This is a genomic window from Kitasatospora sp. NPDC056531, from assembly GCF_042794375.1.
Lineage (GTDB): Bacteria > Actinomycetota > Actinomycetes > Streptomycetales > Streptomycetaceae > Kitasatospora.
Genome location: NZ_JBHTTU010000002.1, coordinates 390,475 through 406,607 on the forward strand (window position 1 = coordinate 390,475; position 16,133 = coordinate 406,607).

A 16,133-nucleotide genomic window follows, 5' to 3' on the forward strand; every position below is an offset into this window, starting at 1 on the left:
GGGGCCGCGGCTCCGGCCCTCCCCCCTTTTTCCCCCCCCCCCCGAGGAGGTTGTTCTTGGGTGGGGGGCACCCCCCCCCCCCCAGGGCCCGATCCGTTCGCGGTCAGCTCCTGGTCGCGAGGGTACGGGCGGGGGTGCGCGGGGTCGGGGCGGGGGCCGGGGCCTTGGTGGCACGGGAGAGGCGGAGGGTGAGGGCGATCATGACGAGGACAGCGGCGAGGGCGAGCCAGGTGGCGGCGGCCGCGGCGGTGGCGTGGGTGTGGTGGTCGAGGACCGCGAAGTAGGTGCCGCCGATGGTGGCGACGCCGGTGACGGCGGCGAACTGCTGGGTGGTGGAGAGGGTGCCGGAGGCGGTGCCGGCGCGCTCGGGGGTGATGCCGGCCATCGGGGCGCCGATCAGGGACGGGAGGACGAGGCCGTTGCCGATGCCCATCAGGCCCATGGTGGTCAGCAGCCAGGGGAGGGCGTGGCGTTCGCCGTCGGTCTGCAGGGCGAGTGCGGTCAGCAGCAGGCTCAGGGCGGTGACCGCCCCGCCGACGACGGGGACGCGGAGCCCGTAGCGGGGGATCAGGCGCTTGCCGGTCAGGGAGGCGACCATGGCGAGGACGGCCATGGGGGTGAAGACCAGTCCGGAGCGCAGCGGGCTGTAGCCGAAGCCGGTCTGCACGGTGAGGCTGATCACGAAGACGAACCCGGCGAAGAAGGCCATGAAGGCGGCGTTGACGGCCAGCCCGGTCCGGAAGACCCGGCCGCGGAACAGCTCCGGATCGAGCAGCGGCTGCCCGCCGCGGCCGGCGAGGCGGTGCTCCCAGCGCAGCGCGGCCAGGAAGGCGGGAACGGCGGCGGCGAGCATCGCCCAGGCCCAGAGCGGCCAGCCGGCCTCCCGGCCGAGCACGAGCGGGACGAGCGCCAGGGCCAGCGAGCCGGAGATCGCGAGCACGCCGATGCCGTCCAGGGCGGGGCGGCGGCCGGTGGTGGAGCGCGGCAGGACGGTGGCGGCGACGGCGAGGACGATCAGCCCGACCGGCAGGTTGACCAGGAAGACCGCGCGCCAGCCGAGGCCGAGGAGGTCGCCGTCGAGCAGGACGCCGCCCAGCAGCTGGCCGCAGACACCGCTGAGTCCGCCGGTCACGCCGAACCAGGCCAGAGCGCGCGGCCGGCCCTCGGCGGGGACGGCGGTGGTGATCAGGGCGAGCACCTGGGGCACCATGGCGGCGGCGGTGAGGCCCTGGAACAGTCGGGCGAGCACCAGCTGGGTGGGGGACTGGGCCAGTCCGCACAGGACGGAGGCCAGGGTGAAGGCGGCCATCCCGGACAGGAACATCCGCCGGTGGCCGAGGATGTCGCCGAGTCGTCCGCCGAGGACGAGCCCGGTGGCGTAGCTGAACACGTAGCCGGCGACGACCAGTTCCAGCGCGGCCTGACCGGCGCCGAGGTCGCTGCGGATGGCGGGCAGGGCGACGTTCACGACGTTGCCGTCGAAGCCGTACATGAAGAAGGCCGCCAGGATGACGGGCAGCAGGGGTAGGCGGAGCGGGCGGGACAGGACGGACATCGGGGTTCGGCCTCCGGTGAGGGCAGTTATTGGTGAAAGTGCCAAAAACTCGGGCGGAAAAAGCGCCGGGGTCGCCCGGCGGGAAGGCTCAGGGGCGCAGGTCGTCGACGACGGCGTCGATGGTCGCGTGCAGCGACTCGGACTCGAAGCCGGCCTTGGCCTGCAGTAGCAGTCCGTGGAAGGCGGCCATCACCTGGCGGGCCAGCACGCGGGCGGGGCGGTCCGAGCGGATCTCGCCGCGGAGCCGGCCGTCTTCGACCGCCGTCGTCAGCCGGGCCTCCAGCGGGACGAACGCCTGGCGCGCCAGCTCCGCCAACTCCGGCTCGCGCAGCGCCAGTTCGGTGACGGTGTTGACTGCAAGGCAGCCCCGGTGGTCGGCCGCGGCCTGGTCCACCCCGGTGCGCAGCAACTGCCGGATGCGCTCCAGTGGAGGCTGGTCGTCCGACATGGTGCGGTCGCCGCCCGCGCCACCCTCCCGGTAGCGGCGCAGTGCCAGCTCGAACAGCTGCCGCTTGCCGCCGAAGGCGTTGTACAGGCTGCCGCGCAGCATGCCGGTGCTCTCGGCCAGGTCGTCGGTCGAGGTCGCGGTGTACCCCTTGGTCCAGAAGGTGTTCATGGCCGCGTCGATCGCGGCCTCGGTGTCGAACTTCCTCGGGCGTGCCATGGTGAGGATCGTGGCAGTTCTTGTCAGGCTTGTCAAAAACTCCGTCAGATCGCGCGCACCCGGCCGAAAGGCGGCCACCTGGGCTCCGGCACCCGCGGACCATGACGGATGTCATGTCGGACGGGTGCCCGCCGACACTGACGCAGCCTCAGGGGCCGGCCGTAGCGTAGCGGTCATGGAGATCACGAAGAGCACCTCGACCCCGGCCCGTCGCACCGAGTGGAGCGTCGCCCTGCTGGGTGGCCTGAAGCACCGGGGCGAGTTCGAGGCCCGCGAGCGCACGGTGCACGTCGCCGCGGTCGGCGGCGCCAAGCTCGACCACACCGAGGCCGCGCTGCCCGCCGCCCCGACCCACCTGGTCAAGGCGGCCCTGGTCGGCGGCGCGGAGCTGACCTACCCCGGGGGTGCCTCGGCCGAGGTGGACGCCTTCTCGGTCTTCGGGGGCGTCGACCTGACCGTCCCGGCCGGCACCACGGTCGAGGTGAGCGGCTTCTCCCTGCTCGGCGGCCGCAGCAAGGGCGTGACCGGCGAGCCCGGCGGCCCGGTGGTCAAGGTCCGCTCCTACTCGCTGGTCGGCGGCGTCAAGGTGCGCCAGGGCGCCTGACCGTTCCGGCCGGGGTCGGTCCAGAGCCCTGGCGGAGTGGTCCGACCGATCCTCAAAGCAGTTCTACGGCCAGCGATGTGACGGCCAATCGCTTTGACCGGATCCAGCAGGTGTTCGGCTGCGCCGACGCCGCCGACCGGATCGCCGCCCGCCGCGGCGTCACCGCCACCGAGTCAGCCGTCGTCACGGCGGGCCACGTCACCGTCACCCCGGGCGCCCTCGTTCGCCGGCGCCGCCGCCGACGAGCCTGGCACCCCCCGCCGCCCCCCGTGACGGGCGACCCGGCGGCCGATCCGGCCATGCGGGGCCCCGAGGTCGAGGCCCGGTCCGACGGCGTGATCCCCTACGCCTTCTAGGCGGCGCAGGCCTGTCCGAATCAGGCGTTTTCAGGTGGTATGTCGGCAAACCGCCATGTGGTGCCGGGGATTGTAGGTGTACCTGAGGGCTGTGATCGTCTTCGCTCTCAATATGATCGGAAGCCACGATGGTCGGTCTGTGCCGACCTTCGTACGTGCAACCTGGGAGGGGCCTCGTCCGTCTCTTCTGTGTGCGGTGCGCCAGATCGTCCGGGGCGTCGCTTCCGTCGGTGAAAGGTACGCGCATGTCAGGTCGGAAGGGCGAGAGCCCGGCTCGGGGCGAGGACGTGCCCACGACGGAAGGCGCTACGGGCTCCGTGCCCGGGCCGCGCAGCGGCGGCGGCCGGGCGGAGGCCCGCCGGTCCGCGCAGGGCAAGGGCGGCGGCGGCTCCGGGGCCGCGGGCGGCGGCCGGGCGGCGGCGCGCAAGAACGCCAAGCCCAAGAAGAACGTGAAGAAGATCGTCGCCTGGTCGGCGGCGGGCGTGCTGGTGCTGATCGCGGGCGCCGGCGGCGCGATCTACTTCAAGCTCAACGCCAACATCAAGTCCTTCGACGCGGACGCGATATCCACCGACCGCCCGCCGGAGGCCAAGGCCGACGCGGACGGCAACAAGCCGGTCAACGTGCTGCTGATCGGCTCCGACAGCCGGGGCGGCAACAACTCCGACCTCGGCGGCGGCGAGGACGGCGGCGCCCGCTCGGACACCACGATCCTGCTGCACGTCTACGCCGACCACAAGCACGCCGTGGGCATCTCGATCCCGCGCAACACGATCGTCCCGATCCCGCCGTGCAAGCTGCCCAACGGCAAGTGGACCAAGGGCGGCAACGACCTGTTCAACGCCGCCTTCTCGGTCGGCGGCAGCGACAGCGGCAACCCGGCCTGCACCCAGAACACCGTGGAGAAGGTCACCGGCATCCGGGTCGACCACACCATGGTGGTCGACTTCAACGGCTTCGCCGCGATGACCAAGGCCGTCAACGGCGTGGACATCTGCCTGCCGAAGCCGATCTACGAGGGCGACATCAACCCCAACCTGCACAAGAAGGGCGACCTCGTCCTGCCGCAGGGCAAGCAGACCGTCGACGGCCAGAAGGCGCTCGACTACGTGCGACTGCGGCACGGCATCGGTGACGGCTCCGACATCGGCCGGATGAAGCGCCAGCAGGCCTTCATGAGCTCGCTCGCCACCAAGATGAAGAAGGAGGGGCTGAGCCCCACCAACCTGCTGCCGCTGGCCGACGCGGCGACCAAGTCGCTGACCGTCGACCCGGGGCTGGACTCCGCGGACAAGCTGCTCTCCTTCGGCCTGTCGCTGAAGAACATCGACATGCACGACCTCAAGTTCGTCACCGCGCCCTGGCGCTACCGCACCCAGGACGCCAACATCGACCTGGTCCAGCCGGACGCCAACAAGCTCTGGGAGACCCTCAAGGCCGACCAGACCATCGACGGCCAGAACGCCACCGGCCAGCAGCCGGACGCCCCTGCCAGCACGAGCGCCGCGCCGTCGCAGGCCGCGGCCAGCACCCCGCCCGCCCCGGCCGGGGACGCCACCAACTCCTCGATCAAGGTGGCGGTCTACAACGGGACGACCGTCAACGGCCTGGCCGGCAAGGCGACCGATCAGCTGAAGACCGCCAAGTTCACCGCCAGCACGGCGGGCCAGGCGGCGAGCACCAAGCAGAAGACCACCACGATCGAGTACAGCTCCAGCCAGAAGGCGAACGCCGAGAAGGTCGCGGCACTGTTCCCGGGCGCCAGCCTGGAGCCCAGCAGCGCGCGGGGCATCTCGGTGATCGTCGGCCAGGACTTCGCGGCGGCCGCGGGCCTCGCGCCCGGTGGGACGGGCTCCGCCGCCACCCCCGGCGCCCCGGCGGCCCCGCAGCCGCTGCCGACCACCGTCACCAACGACGCCCGCTCGGCGGACGACGACATCTGCGCGAACACCACCTACGGCAGCGGCGGCTGACCGCCACCACCGGACGGCGCGGGGACGACCCCCGGGACCGGCGCCCTCCGGGGCGCGTGGGCCCGGGGGTCGTGCCATGGTGGGCCTGGGGCCCGTGCGCCCCGAGAGGGGACCACCACGGCACCGAAAGGCGGACCCCATGCCCGAGATCGCCATGCAGATCGACATCGCCGCGCCCCGGGCCGTCGTCCTTGCCGCGCTCAACACCCACGACGGGCTGACCAGCTGGTGGACGACCACCGTGGACCGCGAGGACGACGTGCTGCTCTTCGACTTCCCCGGCGTCCCCGAGCCCTTCCGGCTGCGCCGCGAGCGGGCCGACCTGGAGCGGGTGGTGTGGGCCAACGCCGGAGCCTTCCCGCCGCACTGGGCGGGCACCTGGATCAGCTGGGACCTCGCCGACCAGCCCGACGAGCCCGAGCGCACCCGGCTGCTGTTCCGGCACGGCGGCTGGCAGCCGGGCAGCGAGGAGGGTGTGCCGATGGTGGCCGGCACCTGGGCCGAACTGCTGGTCCGGCTCAAGGACTACGCGCAGAGCGGCAAGGTGCAGCCGTACTTCGTCACCGCCAAGCGGCACGACCCCGAGTGAGCCCCGGTGGCCGGTCCGAGCGTCGGTCTGTTCGCAGGTCCGTGCGCCAGCCCGTGCACCGGTCCGTGCGCCGGTGACGGCAGCCGTCGGGGCGCCGGTCGCCCGCCAGGGCGCCGTCCGGTGGCGAGAACGCGGCGGCGGGCCGAAGGTGGGCGGTGTACCGCCGTCGTACCACCGTCCGCGCGGACGGTGGTACCGGTCCCGGCCGGGCCGCCGCCCGACCGACACACCACAGCCGGCCACCACCGCCTCCGGGAGGCCCAACGATGCCCGTAGTGACCGATCCGTACAAGCCCGGCACCCCGTGCTGGATCGACCTGATGGCGAGCGACCAGCAGGCCGCGCTCGACTTCTACCGCGACCTGTTCGGCTGGCAGGGCGAGATCGGCCCGGCCGAGTACGGCGGCTACGCCGTGTGCACGCTCAACGACCGCCCGGTCGCCGGGATCATGACGCAGTCCGCGCCCGAGGGCCAGCCGGTGCCGCCCGTCGCCTGGACCACCTACATCGCCTCGGACGACGCCGACCAGACCAACCGGTCCATCGCCGAGGCCGGCGGCACGATCCTCTACGAGCCGATGGACATCGGCACGATCGGCCGGATGATGGTCGCCGCCGACCCGACCGGCGCGGTGTTCGGCGTCTGGCAGGCGATGGACTTCATCGGCGCGGGCGTGGTCAACGAGCCCGGCGCGCTGGTCTGGAACGAGCTCAACACCACCGACACCGACGCGGCCGGCCGCTTCTACCAACCGGCGCTCGGACTGCGCCCGGCCACCATCCAGGGCATGGACGGCTACTTCTCGCTGAACGTCGGCGACCGCACCGTCGGCGGCATGCAGAAGATCCCCGGGTACCTCGGGGCCGGCACGCCCTCGCACTGGATGACGTACTTCTCGGTGGACGACACCGACTCCGTGGTGGACGCCCTGGTCAAGGCCGGTGGTGCGGTGATCCAGCCGCCGTTCGACATGCAGTCCGGCCGGATGGCCGTTGTCCGGGACCCGCAGGGCGCCGTCTTCTCGGTGATCCAGGCGCCCGAGGCGCAGATGCCCGACTCGCCGTAGTGACGGCGGGCCGGGGCGGCCACGACGGCCCGGCAACCGGAAGCCGCCCTTCCCGCGACGCGCCGCCGGGAATGGGCGGCTTCCCCCGTGTTCCCGGGTAAGACTGCACCCATGCTGGGGCTACCGGACGACATCCGCGCTTTCCTCTTCGACCTCGACGGGGTGCTCACCCAGACCGCCACGGTGCACGCCGCGGCCTGGAAGGACACCTTCGACGCCTTCCTGCGCGCCGAAGCCGCCCGCACCGGCGGGCAGTTCGTCCCCTTCGACGCCGTCAACGACTACGACACCTACGTGGACGGCCGCCCGCGCCTCGACGGCACCCGGGCCTTCCTGCACAGCCGGGGCATCGACCTGCCCGAGGGGGCCGAGGACGACCCGCCGAACGCCCGCACCGTGCAGGGGATCAGCCGGGCCAAGAACGACACCGTGCTGCGGCTGATCCGAGAGCAGGGGGTCGAGCCCTACGAGGGCTCGGTCGCCTACGTGCACCGGCTGCGCGCGCTCGGACTGCCCAGCGCGGTGGTCTCCTCCAGCGCCAACTGCCGGGACGTGCTGCGCTCGGCGGGCATCCTGGAGCTGTTCGACGTGATCGTGGACGGCGTGGTCGCCAAGGAGCAGCGCCTGCCCGGCAAGCCCGCCCCCGACACCTACCTGTACGCCGCCCGCGAGCTCGGCGTCGACCCCGCGCACGCAGTCGTCTTCGAGGACGCGCTCGCCGGGGTCGCCTCCGGCCGGGCCGGAGGCTTCGGCGCGGTGGTCGGGGTCAACCGCACCGGGCAGGCCGCCGAACTGCGCCGCGACGGCGCCACCGTGGTCGTCGACGACCTTTCCGAGCTGCTGGGGGGCACATCATGAGCGAGCGGAGCGAGCGAGTCATCGAGCGTAGCGGGGTGGGCGCATGAGTGAGCGGAGCATGGGGGTCCCCCCGGCCGAAGGCTGGGGGAGAGTCATCAAGAGGTGCGTGTGGGCGAATGCCCCTGCCGAGCGTAGCGAGGTGGGCGCATGAGTGAGCAGAGCGAGCGAGTCATCAAGAGGTGCGTGTGGGCGAATGCCCCTGCCGAGCGTAGCGAGGTGGGCGCATGAGTGAGCAGAGCGAGCGAGTCATCAAGAGGTGCGTGTGGGCGAATGCCCCTGCCGAGCGTAGCGAGGTGGGCGCATGAGTCCTGCGGACAACTTCACGGTCGACCCGTGGCAGATCACCGAACACGGCCTGGACCTGGCTGCGTTGGCCCGGGCCGAATCCGTCTTCGCCCTGTCCAACGGCCACATCGGCCTGCGCGCCAACCTGGACGAGGGCGAGCCGCACGGCCTGCCCGGCACCTACCTCAACGGCGTGTTCGAACTGCGCCCGCTCCCGTACGGCGAGGGCGGGTACGGCTACCCCGAGTCCAGCCAGAGCGTCATCAACGTCACCAACGGCAAGATCATCCGCCTGCTGGTGGACGACGAGCCCTTCGACCTGCGCTACGGCGAACTCCTCAGCCACAAGCGCTGGTTGGACTTCCGCGAGGGCATGCTGCACCGCGAGGCCGAGTGGATGTCCCCGGCCGGGCGGACCATCCGGGTGCGCTCCTCCCGGCTCGTCTCGCTCACCCAGCGCGCCATCGCCGCCGTGGAGTACAGCGTCGAGGCGGTGGACGGGCCGGTGCGGATCGTGCTCCAGTCCGAGCTGGTCGCCAACGAGCAGCTGCCCGGCGGCCCCGAGGGCGACCCGCGCGCCGCCGCCGTCCTGGAGGCCCCGCTGCAGGCCGAGGCGCATCACGCCAGCGGCACCAAGGCCGTCCTGGTGCACCGCACCCGCTTCAGCGGCATCCGGGTCGCGGCCGGGATGGACCACGTCATCGAGGGCCCGGAGAAGCTCGACACCGTCGCCGAGGCCGAGGCCGGCCACTGCCGGATCAGCGTCACCACCGTGCTCGGGGCCGGGCAGCGGCTGCGGCTGGTCAAGTTCATGTCCTACGGATGGTCCGGCACCCGCTCGCTGCCCGCCGTCGGGGACCAGGTGGAGGCCGCGCTGACCGCCGCCCGCTACACCGGCTGGGACGGCCTGGTCGCCGAACAGGCCGACTTCCTCAGGGAGTTCTGGAAGACCAGCGACGTCGAGATCGAGGGCGACGTCGAACTCCAGCAGGCCGTCCGGTTCGGCATCTTCCACGTCCTGCAGGCCGGCGCCCGCAGCGAGGAACGGGCCATCCCCGCCAAGGGGTTGACCGGCCCCGGCTACGACGGGCACAGCTTCTGGGACACCGAGACCTTCGTCCTGCCGGTGCTCACCTACTGCCTGCCCAGCGCCGTCAACCAGGCCTTGCGCTGGCGGCACACCACCCTCCCGCTCGCCCGCGACCGGGCCGCCCAACTCGGCCTGGCCGGCGCGGTGTTCCCCTGGCGCACGATCCGCGGCGAGGAGTGCTCCGGCTACTGGCCGGCCGGCACCGCCGCCTTCCACATCGGCGCCGACATCGCCGTCGCCGTCGCCCGCTACGTCCGGGCCACCGGGGACGAGGAGTTCGAGCGCGAGTACGGCCTCGAACTTCTGGTGGAGACCGCCCGGATGTGGCGCTCGCTCGGCCACCACGACGTCGCCGGGAAGTTCCGGATCGAGGGCGTCACCGGCCCCGACGAGTACAGCGCCGTCGCCGACAACAACGTCTTCACCAACCTGATGGCGCAGACGAACCTGCGCGCCGCCGCCGAGGCCGCCGTCCGCCACCCGCGCGAGGCCGGCGCCCTCGGCGTCGACACCGAGGAGACCGCCGCCTGGCGCGACGCCGCCGCCGCGATGTACATCCCGTACGACGCGGACCTCGGCGTCCACCCGCAGGCCGACGGCTTCACCCACCACCAGCTCTGGGACTTCGAGAACACCGAGCCGGAGAAGTACCCGCTGCTGCTGCACTTCCCGTACTTCGACCTGTACCGCAAGCAGGTGGTCAAGCAGGCCGACCTGGTGCTCGCCATGCAGGTGCGCGGCGACGCCTTCACCGACGAGCAGAAGGCCCGCAACTTCGCGTACTACGAGCGGCTGACCGTCCGCGACTCCTCGCTCTCCGCCTGCACCCAAGCCGTCATCGCCGCCGAGGTCGGCCAACTCGACCTCGCCTACGACTACACGGCGGAGGCGGCGTTGATGGACCTGCACGACCTCGGCGGCAACACCCGCGACGGCCTCCACATGGCCTCGCTCGCCGGCGCCTGCATCGCCCTGGTGGCCGGCTTCGGCGGCCTGCGCGACCACGGCGAGACGCTCAGCTTCCGGCCCCGGCTGCCCTCCGGGCTGATGAAGCTCAGCTTCTCGCTGCTGGTGCGCGGGCACCTGCTCGGCGTGCAGATCACCCACGACGGGACGACCTACACGCTGCGTCGCGGCGAGGTGATCCACCTGCGGCACGACGGCGAGGCGGTGCAGGTCAAGGCCGGCTTCCCGGTCACCCTGCCCACCACCGCCCCGCCCGCCCAGGAACGCTGCGCCCAGCCCCCCGGCCGTGAGCCGGCCCGCCGCCAGCCCCAGGCGGGGCTGGCCGCGGGCAAGCTGGGGCAACAGGACCACCTGGCGGCGGAGTAGCCGCCGGACCACCCCGGGGCCGCTCAGGGCCCGCTCCCGTCGCGCGGAGCGGGCCCTCGTCCGTCGCCCTCGCCCGTCCGTCGCCCTCACCCGTTCGTCCCACCCCGGGTGCGCCGTTCCACGGCCCGTCGGAGGGTGCAGGTGTCCTGCGGCGACCGAAGGAGTACTCCCGTGGCGAGCGTGGCCGAACAGATGGTGGAGGTGCTCCGGCAGGCCGGGGTGGAGCGGGTCTACGGCGTCGTCGGCGACAGCCTCAACCCCATCGTCGACGCGATCCGCCGCGCCGAGGGCATCGGCTGGGTGCACGTCCGCAACGAGGAGGCCGGCGCCTTCGCGGCCGCCGCCGAGGCCGAGCTCTCCGGCCGCCTCGCGGTCTGCGCCGGCTCCTGCGGCCCCGGCAACACCCACCTCATCCAGGGCCTGTACGACGCCCAGCGCAGCGGCCTGCCGGTGCTCGCGCTCGCCTCGCACATCCCGTCCGGGCAGATCGGCACCGGCTTCTTCCAGGAGACCCACCCCGAGCGGGTGTTCACCGACTGCAGCAACTGGTGCGAGATGCTCTCCACCCCCGCCCAGCTGCCCCGGCTGCTCCGGATCGCGATCCAGCACGCGATCGGCTCGCACGGCGTCTCGGTGCTCGCCTTCCCCGGGGACGTCGCCGCCCACCCCGCCGCCGGGCCGACCGGCACCAGCCACTTCCTCACCGAGCAGGCCGTCGCCGCGCCGCCCTGGTCCCAGGTGCAGGAACTCGCCCGGCTGCTCAACGCGGCCCGCCGGGTCGCCCTGTTCTGCGGCGCCGGGGTGCGCGGGGCGCACGACGAGGTGACGGAGGCCGCGCAGGCGCTGAAGGCACCGATCGGGCACTCGCTGCGCGGCAAGGAGTGGATCCAGTACGACAACCCGTACGACGTCGGCATGAGCGGCCTGCTCGGCTACGGCGCCTGCCACGAGGCGCTGCACTCCGCCGACCTGGTGCTGCTGCTCGGCACCGACTTCCCGTACGACTCCTTCCTGCCGCAGACCCGTACCGTCCAGGTCGACCACGACGCCACCCGGCTGGGCCGGCGCACCGCGCTGGAGCTGGCCGTGCACGGGGACGTCGCGGCCACCCTGCGGGCCGTCCTGCCGCTGCTGGACGAGAAGAAGGACCGCTCCTTCCTGGACGGCATGCTGAGGAAGCACTGCCGGGCGCTGGAGGACGTGATCGGCGCCTACACCCGGGACATCGAGAAGCACCTGCCGATCCACCCCGAGTACGTCGCCTCGGTGCTCGACGAGGTGGCCGCCCCGGACGCGGTGTTCACCGTGGACACCGGCATGAACAACGTCTGGGCCGCCCGCTACCTGCAGCCGAACGGCCGCCGCCGGGTGATCGGCTCCTTCCTGCACGGCTCGATGGCCAACGCCCTCCCGCACGCCATCGGCGCCCAACTCGCCTGCCCCGGACGGCAGGTGATCGCGATGGCGGGCGACGGCGGGATCGGCATGCTGCTCGGCGAACTGCTCACGGTGGCCAAGCACCGGCTGCCGGTGAAGACGGTGGTGTTCAACAACGGCGCGCTCGGCATGATCAAGCTGGAGATGCTGGTCTCCGGCTACCCCGAGTTCGAGATCGACAACGGCGACGTGGACTACGCGGGCATCGCGCGGGCCATAGGCATCCCGGCCAAGCGGGTCGCCGAGCCGGCCCGGGTCCGGGAGGTCCTGGCGGAGGCGCTGGAGCGGCCCGGCCCGGCCCTGGTGGACGTGGTCACCGACCCCAACGCGCTGTCCATCCCGCCGTACATCACCGCCGCCCAGCTGAAGGGCTTCGCGCTGGCGGCCGGGCGGACGGTGCTCTCCGGCGGCGTCGGGCGGATGATCGACCTGGCCCGCAGCAATCTGCGCAACATTCCCCGGCCGTGAGCGGGGCGGAGGGGCATTCGGGCGGACTTTGCCCCTGAGGCAAAAGCCTTGCCCGTGCGGCAGGCGAGGTGTCCACTGGTCACATGACCACCAGCCCCAGCGGCACCCCCGCCACCGGCGACCAGCTCGACGACCAGGAAGTCGCCGGCCTCGCCGCCCGCCTCCGTGAACACCGGCTCAGCAGCCGGCTCACCCTGGAGGTCGCCTCGGCGAGGGTCGGGCTCTCCCCAGCCTATCTGTCCCGGCTGGAAACCGGCCGCCGCCAGCCCTCCCTGCCCGTCCTCCTCGGCCTCGCCCGCGCCTACGGCACCTCGGTCTCCGGGCTGCTCGGCGAGACGATGGCCGAGCCCGACCCGGTGGTCCGGGGCGGCGCCATAGAGCCGGGCCGGGCCGGCGGCTGGGGCTACCGCCGGGCCGGCGCCCCCGGCCGCGCCATGCAGGCCCTGCGGGTGCACGTCCCGCCGGGCGTCCAGGACGCGGTGGTCCGGGTCCACCCCGGAGAGGAGTGGCTGTACGTCCTGCGGGGCGAACTCCGGCTGACCCTCGGCGACCGCGTCCACCACCTCGCCCCCGGCGACTCCGCCCACTACGACTCGCTCACCCCGCACTGCATCGCCGCCGAGTCCGACACCGGCGTCGAACTGCTCTTCATCCACACCCTGCTGCAGAGCCCCGGCGGCGAACTCTGCCTCGGCGGCGGCCCCGCAGCGACCCACTGACCCATCGTCAGGCCCCTGGAGGAGATCCCCATGGCCGATCCCACCACCACCATCACCACCACGACCGCTGCCGTCGCCGACACCCCCACCGGTCCGAAGACCATGGATGCCGGCAAGTGGGCCAACAAGCGGGTCTACCACCGCCTGGTGATCTACACCGCGGGCATCCACGTCTTCGCCGGGTTCATCATCCTGCTGTTCGAACTGGGCAGCCGCAACAAGTAGTCGGCGCGGAGGCTGCGGAGCCCTCCACTCCTCGGGGAGGGGCGGCGGATCCCCACTTCATGCCCGGCGCAGCAGGTCGCACAGGGCGTCCAGGGCTGCCGGGAAGGCGTGTTCGGGTGGGGTGGCGTAGCCGATCACCAGGGCCGGCGCGGCGGCCTCGTCGGCTGGGCCGGCGCGGTGCCAGGCGAGGCCGCTGAGGGCCAGGCCGGCGGCTTCGGCGCAGGCCAGGAGCTCGGGCTCGGGGGTGGAGCCGGGCGGGAGCTGGAGGACGGCGTGGAGGCCGGCGGCGATACCGGTGACCTGGACGTGCGGGGCGTGTTCGGCGAGGGCCGCGACCAGCCGGTCGCGGCGGCGCCGATAGTGCAGGCGGCAGCGCCGCACGTGCCGGTCGTACGTGCCGGAGGTGATCAGTTCGGCGAGGGTCAGCTGGTCGAGCACCGGGGACATGGTGTCGGCCAGCACCTTCAGCCGGGCGACGGGTTCGACCAGCGCGTCCGGCAGGGCGAGCCAGGCCAGCCGCAGGCCGGGGGCGAGGCTCTTGGCGGCGGTGCCCGCGTACACCACCCGCTCCGGGTCGAGCGCCTGCATCGCGCCGAGCGGCTGCCGGTCGTAGCGGAACTCCCCGTCGTAGTCGTCCTCGATCACGTACCGGTCCTGCTCGCGCGCCCACCGCACCGCGGCCGCCCGCCGGTCGGCGGACAGCGGGGCGCCGGTGGGGTACTGGTGGGCCGGGGTGAGCAGCACGGCGCCGTTGCGGGGACCGAGGCGATCGACCTGTGCGCCCTCGCAGTCGAGCGGCAGCGGGGCGGTGGTCAGCCCTGTGGCCCGGACGACGGCGTGCTGCGGCGGCAGCCCGTACTCCTCGACCGCGAGCGAGCGGGCCCCGCGCTCCCGCAGGGCGGCGCAGAGCAGGCCGAGGCCCTGCTGAACGCCGTTGCAGATGAGCAGGTGGTCCGGGTCGGTGCGCACGCCGCGGACCCGGGCCAGGTAGTGGGTGAGTGCTTCCCGCAGTTCGATCCGGCCGAGCGGGCCGCCGTAACCGAGGGCCTCGTGCGGCGCGGTGGCGAGGGCGCGGCGGGCGGCGGCGAGCCAGGCGGTGCGGGGGAAGAGCGAGAGGTCGGGCCGCCCGGACATCAGGTCGTGCCGGACGGTCCGCCGCCGTGTCTGCGGCCGGGCCGGCCGTACGGCGGGCGAGGGTGCGGCCCGCCGGGCGACGGTGGTGCCGGAGCCCTGCCGGGAGCTGAGCCAGCCCTCCGCGGTGAGCTGGCCGTACGCCTCGACGACGGTGTTGCGGGCGATGCCGAGGTCCTCGCCGAGGGCCCGGGAGGACGGCAGCCGGGTGCCGGGGGCGAGCCGGCCGGCCTGGACGGCTTCCCGCAGGGCGTCCTCCAGGGCGGCCCGCAGCCCGGTGCCGGCGGCGCGCCGCTCGGTGAGGTCCAGGTGCAGGTCGCCGCCGAAGGAGGTCCAGGAGCCGTTCACCTTTGATCTCCCAGGATGCCCCGGCCTTCCGGCCGGGAAGATAGGGGTCCCCCCGCCCGGAGGGTGGGGAGGGTCCTTGGATCGGAGCCGCGAAGTGGCGGAGCGATCTTCGGAGGTTCTGACGGGAGCCATTGTGTCAGTGGCCTTCGGTAGGTTGATTGTGTGCATCTGAGGTACTGCTATCGCATCTACCCGACGGTGGGTCAGCGCGAGGCGCTTGCCCGGACGTTCGGATGTGCACGGGTGGTGTACAACGACGCTCTCGAGGTACGGAAGGAAGCCCGGAAGAACGGACTTGCGTACCCCAAGGGCACGGATCTGCAGAAGCTGGTGATCACGGCGGCGAAGAGGACGGCTGAGCGGGCGTGGCTCGCTTCGGTCGGTGTGGACCCGCTGATCCAGTCCCTTCGGGACCTGGACACCGCCTACCGGAACTTCTTCGACTCGGTGTCCGGCAAGCGCGCAGGTCGGCCGGTCGGTTTGCCACGGTTCAAGTCGAAGCGCGATGCCCGGCAGTCGCTCCGGTTTACCCGCAACGGGTTCCGCATCCGGTCCAACGGGAAGTTGAACCTGGCGAAGATCGGCGATGTGCGGGTCAAGTGGTCCCGGGCGCTGCCCACTGACCCGTCGTCCGTGACGATCGTGCTGGACCCGTCCGGCCGGTACCACGCCAGCTTCGTCGTGGACGTGGAACCGGACCACCTGCCCGAGGTCGATGCCGAGGTCGGCATCGACCTCGGGCTGGCCACCTACGCCGTCCTGTCGACTGGCGAAGTGATCGACAACCCGCGCTTCCTGCGCAAGGCGGAGAAGAAGCTCAAGGCCGCGCAGCGGGAGCTGTCCCGCAAGGCCAAGGGGTCGAAGAACCGGGCCAAGGCCCGGCGCAAGGTCGCCAAGGCCCATGCCAAGGTGGCCGACACCCGCATGGACTGGCTGCACAAGCAGACCACCAGGCTGATCGGCGAGAACCAAGCCCTCTACCTGGAGGATCTGAACGTGCGCGGCCTTGCCCGGGGCCGTCTGGCCAAGTCCGTCCACGACGCCGGATGGTCCACCTTCCGGCGACTGCTCGAAGAGAAAGCAGCCCGCTACGGGCGCACCATCCACGTCGTCAACCGCGCGTTCCCGTCCTCCCAGCTCTGCTCGGACTGCGGACACCGCGACGGACCCAAGCCGCTCGCGGTCCGCGAGTGGGCCTGCCCGGAGTGCGGGGTACTGCATGACCGTGACCTCAACGCTGCTCGAAACATCCTGGCCGCCGGGCAGGCGGACAGGCTAAACGCCCCTGGAGGGCTGGTAAGACCCGGCGTGGCAATCCCGCGTCAGGCACGGCCCGTTGAACGGGGAACCCGCCTCGGCGATCTGCGACCCACGGGTGTCCGTGTCGCAGGCGCGGGAGGAATCCCCCGGCCTTAGCCGGGGGAGGATGTCA

14 protein-coding genes are annotated in these 16,133 nt (G+C 72.5%); 11 read left to right on the forward strand and 3 right to left on the reverse strand.

Annotated elements, in window-relative coordinates:
- Nucleotides 1-103 precede the first annotated feature (103 nt).
- Both ACFQ87_RS04525 and ACFQ87_RS04530 read right to left on the reverse strand, forming a co-directional pair.
- The gene (locus ACFQ87_RS04525; RefSeq protein WP_380609067.1) at nucleotides 104-1,555 is read right to left on the reverse strand and encodes an MFS transporter; all 1,452 of its coding nucleotides are present in this window, start codon (nucleotides 1,553-1,555) and stop codon (nucleotides 104-106) included.
- Between the two features lie 88 nt (nucleotides 1,556-1,643).
- The gene (locus tag ACFQ87_RS04530) at nucleotides 1,644-2,219 is read right to left on the reverse strand and encodes a TetR/AcrR family transcriptional regulator (protein ID WP_380609068.1); all 576 of its coding nucleotides are present in this window, start codon (nucleotides 2,217-2,219) and stop codon (nucleotides 1,644-1,646) included.
- Nucleotides 2,220-2,394: 175 nt separating this feature from the next.
- On the opposite strand from ACFQ87_RS04530, the gene ACFQ87_RS04535 reads away from it, so the two are divergent.
- The 10 genes from ACFQ87_RS04535 to ACFQ87_RS04580 all read left to right on the forward strand — a co-directional run bounded on the left by ACFQ87_RS04535 (nucleotide 2,395) and on the right by ACFQ87_RS04580 (nucleotide 13,222).
- Nucleotides 2,395-2,823, forward strand: coding sequence for a hypothetical protein (locus ACFQ87_RS04535; RefSeq protein WP_380609069.1), 429 nt, complete (start codon nucleotides 2,395-2,397; stop codon nucleotides 2,821-2,823).
- Between the two features lie 77 nt (nucleotides 2,824-2,900).
- Nucleotides 2,901-3,179, forward strand: a complete 279-nt coding sequence (locus ACFQ87_RS04540; protein ID WP_380609070.1) for a hypothetical protein — start codon at nucleotides 2,901-2,903, stop codon at nucleotides 3,177-3,179.
- A 245-nt stretch (nucleotides 3,180-3,424) separates the two neighbouring features.
- Nucleotides 3,425-5,152, forward strand: coding sequence for an LCP family protein (locus ACFQ87_RS04545; protein ID WP_380609071.1), 1,728 nt, complete (start codon nucleotides 3,425-3,427; stop codon nucleotides 5,150-5,152).
- A 139-nt stretch (nucleotides 5,153-5,291) separates the two neighbouring features.
- Nucleotides 5,292-5,741: an SRPBCC domain-containing protein gene (locus ACFQ87_RS04550; RefSeq protein WP_380609072.1), complete on the forward strand. Its 450-nt coding sequence runs from the start codon at nucleotides 5,292-5,294 to the stop codon at nucleotides 5,739-5,741.
- Between the two features lie 266 nt (nucleotides 5,742-6,007).
- Nucleotides 6,008-6,808, forward strand: coding sequence for a VOC family protein (locus ACFQ87_RS04555; RefSeq protein ID WP_380609073.1), 801 nt, complete (start codon nucleotides 6,008-6,010; stop codon nucleotides 6,806-6,808).
- 111 nt (nucleotides 6,809-6,919) lie between these two features.
- A complete protein-coding gene (locus tag ACFQ87_RS04560; RefSeq protein ID WP_380609074.1) occupies nucleotides 6,920-7,666 on the forward strand; it encodes an HAD family hydrolase in 747 nt (248 codons plus the stop codon).
- 301 nt (nucleotides 7,667-7,967) lie between these two features.
- Entirely contained in the window at nucleotides 7,968-10,373 is a 2,406-nt protein-coding gene (locus ACFQ87_RS04565; protein WP_380609075.1) for a glycoside hydrolase family 65 protein, read from the forward strand.
- Nucleotides 10,374-10,565: 192 nt separating this feature from the next.
- Entirely contained in the window at nucleotides 10,566-12,278 is a 1,713-nt protein-coding gene (locus ACFQ87_RS04570; RefSeq protein WP_380609125.1) for a pyruvate dehydrogenase, read from the forward strand.
- Between the two features lie 83 nt (nucleotides 12,279-12,361).
- Nucleotides 12,362-12,997, forward strand: coding sequence for a helix-turn-helix domain-containing protein (locus ACFQ87_RS04575; protein WP_380609076.1), 636 nt, complete (start codon nucleotides 12,362-12,364; stop codon nucleotides 12,995-12,997).
- A gap of 30 nt (nucleotides 12,998-13,027) precedes the next feature.
- Entirely contained in the window at nucleotides 13,028-13,222 is a 195-nt protein-coding gene (locus ACFQ87_RS04580) for a DUF6126 family protein (protein ID WP_380609077.1), read from the forward strand.
- A 57-nt stretch (nucleotides 13,223-13,279) separates the two neighbouring features.
- Here the strand turns inward: ACFQ87_RS04580 and ACFQ87_RS04585 are convergent, their stop codons facing one another.
- Complete coding sequence (locus ACFQ87_RS04585; RefSeq protein WP_380609078.1) at nucleotides 13,280-14,701, reverse strand: PLP-dependent aminotransferase family protein; 1,422 nt, start codon at nucleotides 14,699-14,701, stop codon at nucleotides 13,280-13,282.
- A 162-nt stretch (nucleotides 14,702-14,863) separates the two neighbouring features.
- On the opposite strand from ACFQ87_RS04585, the gene ACFQ87_RS04590 reads away from it, so the two are divergent.
- Nucleotides 14,864-16,117: an RNA-guided endonuclease InsQ/TnpB family protein gene (locus tag ACFQ87_RS04590; RefSeq protein WP_380609079.1), complete on the forward strand. Its 1,254-nt coding sequence runs from the start codon at nucleotides 14,864-14,866 to the stop codon at nucleotides 16,115-16,117.
- Nucleotides 16,118-16,133 lie beyond the last annotated feature (16 nt).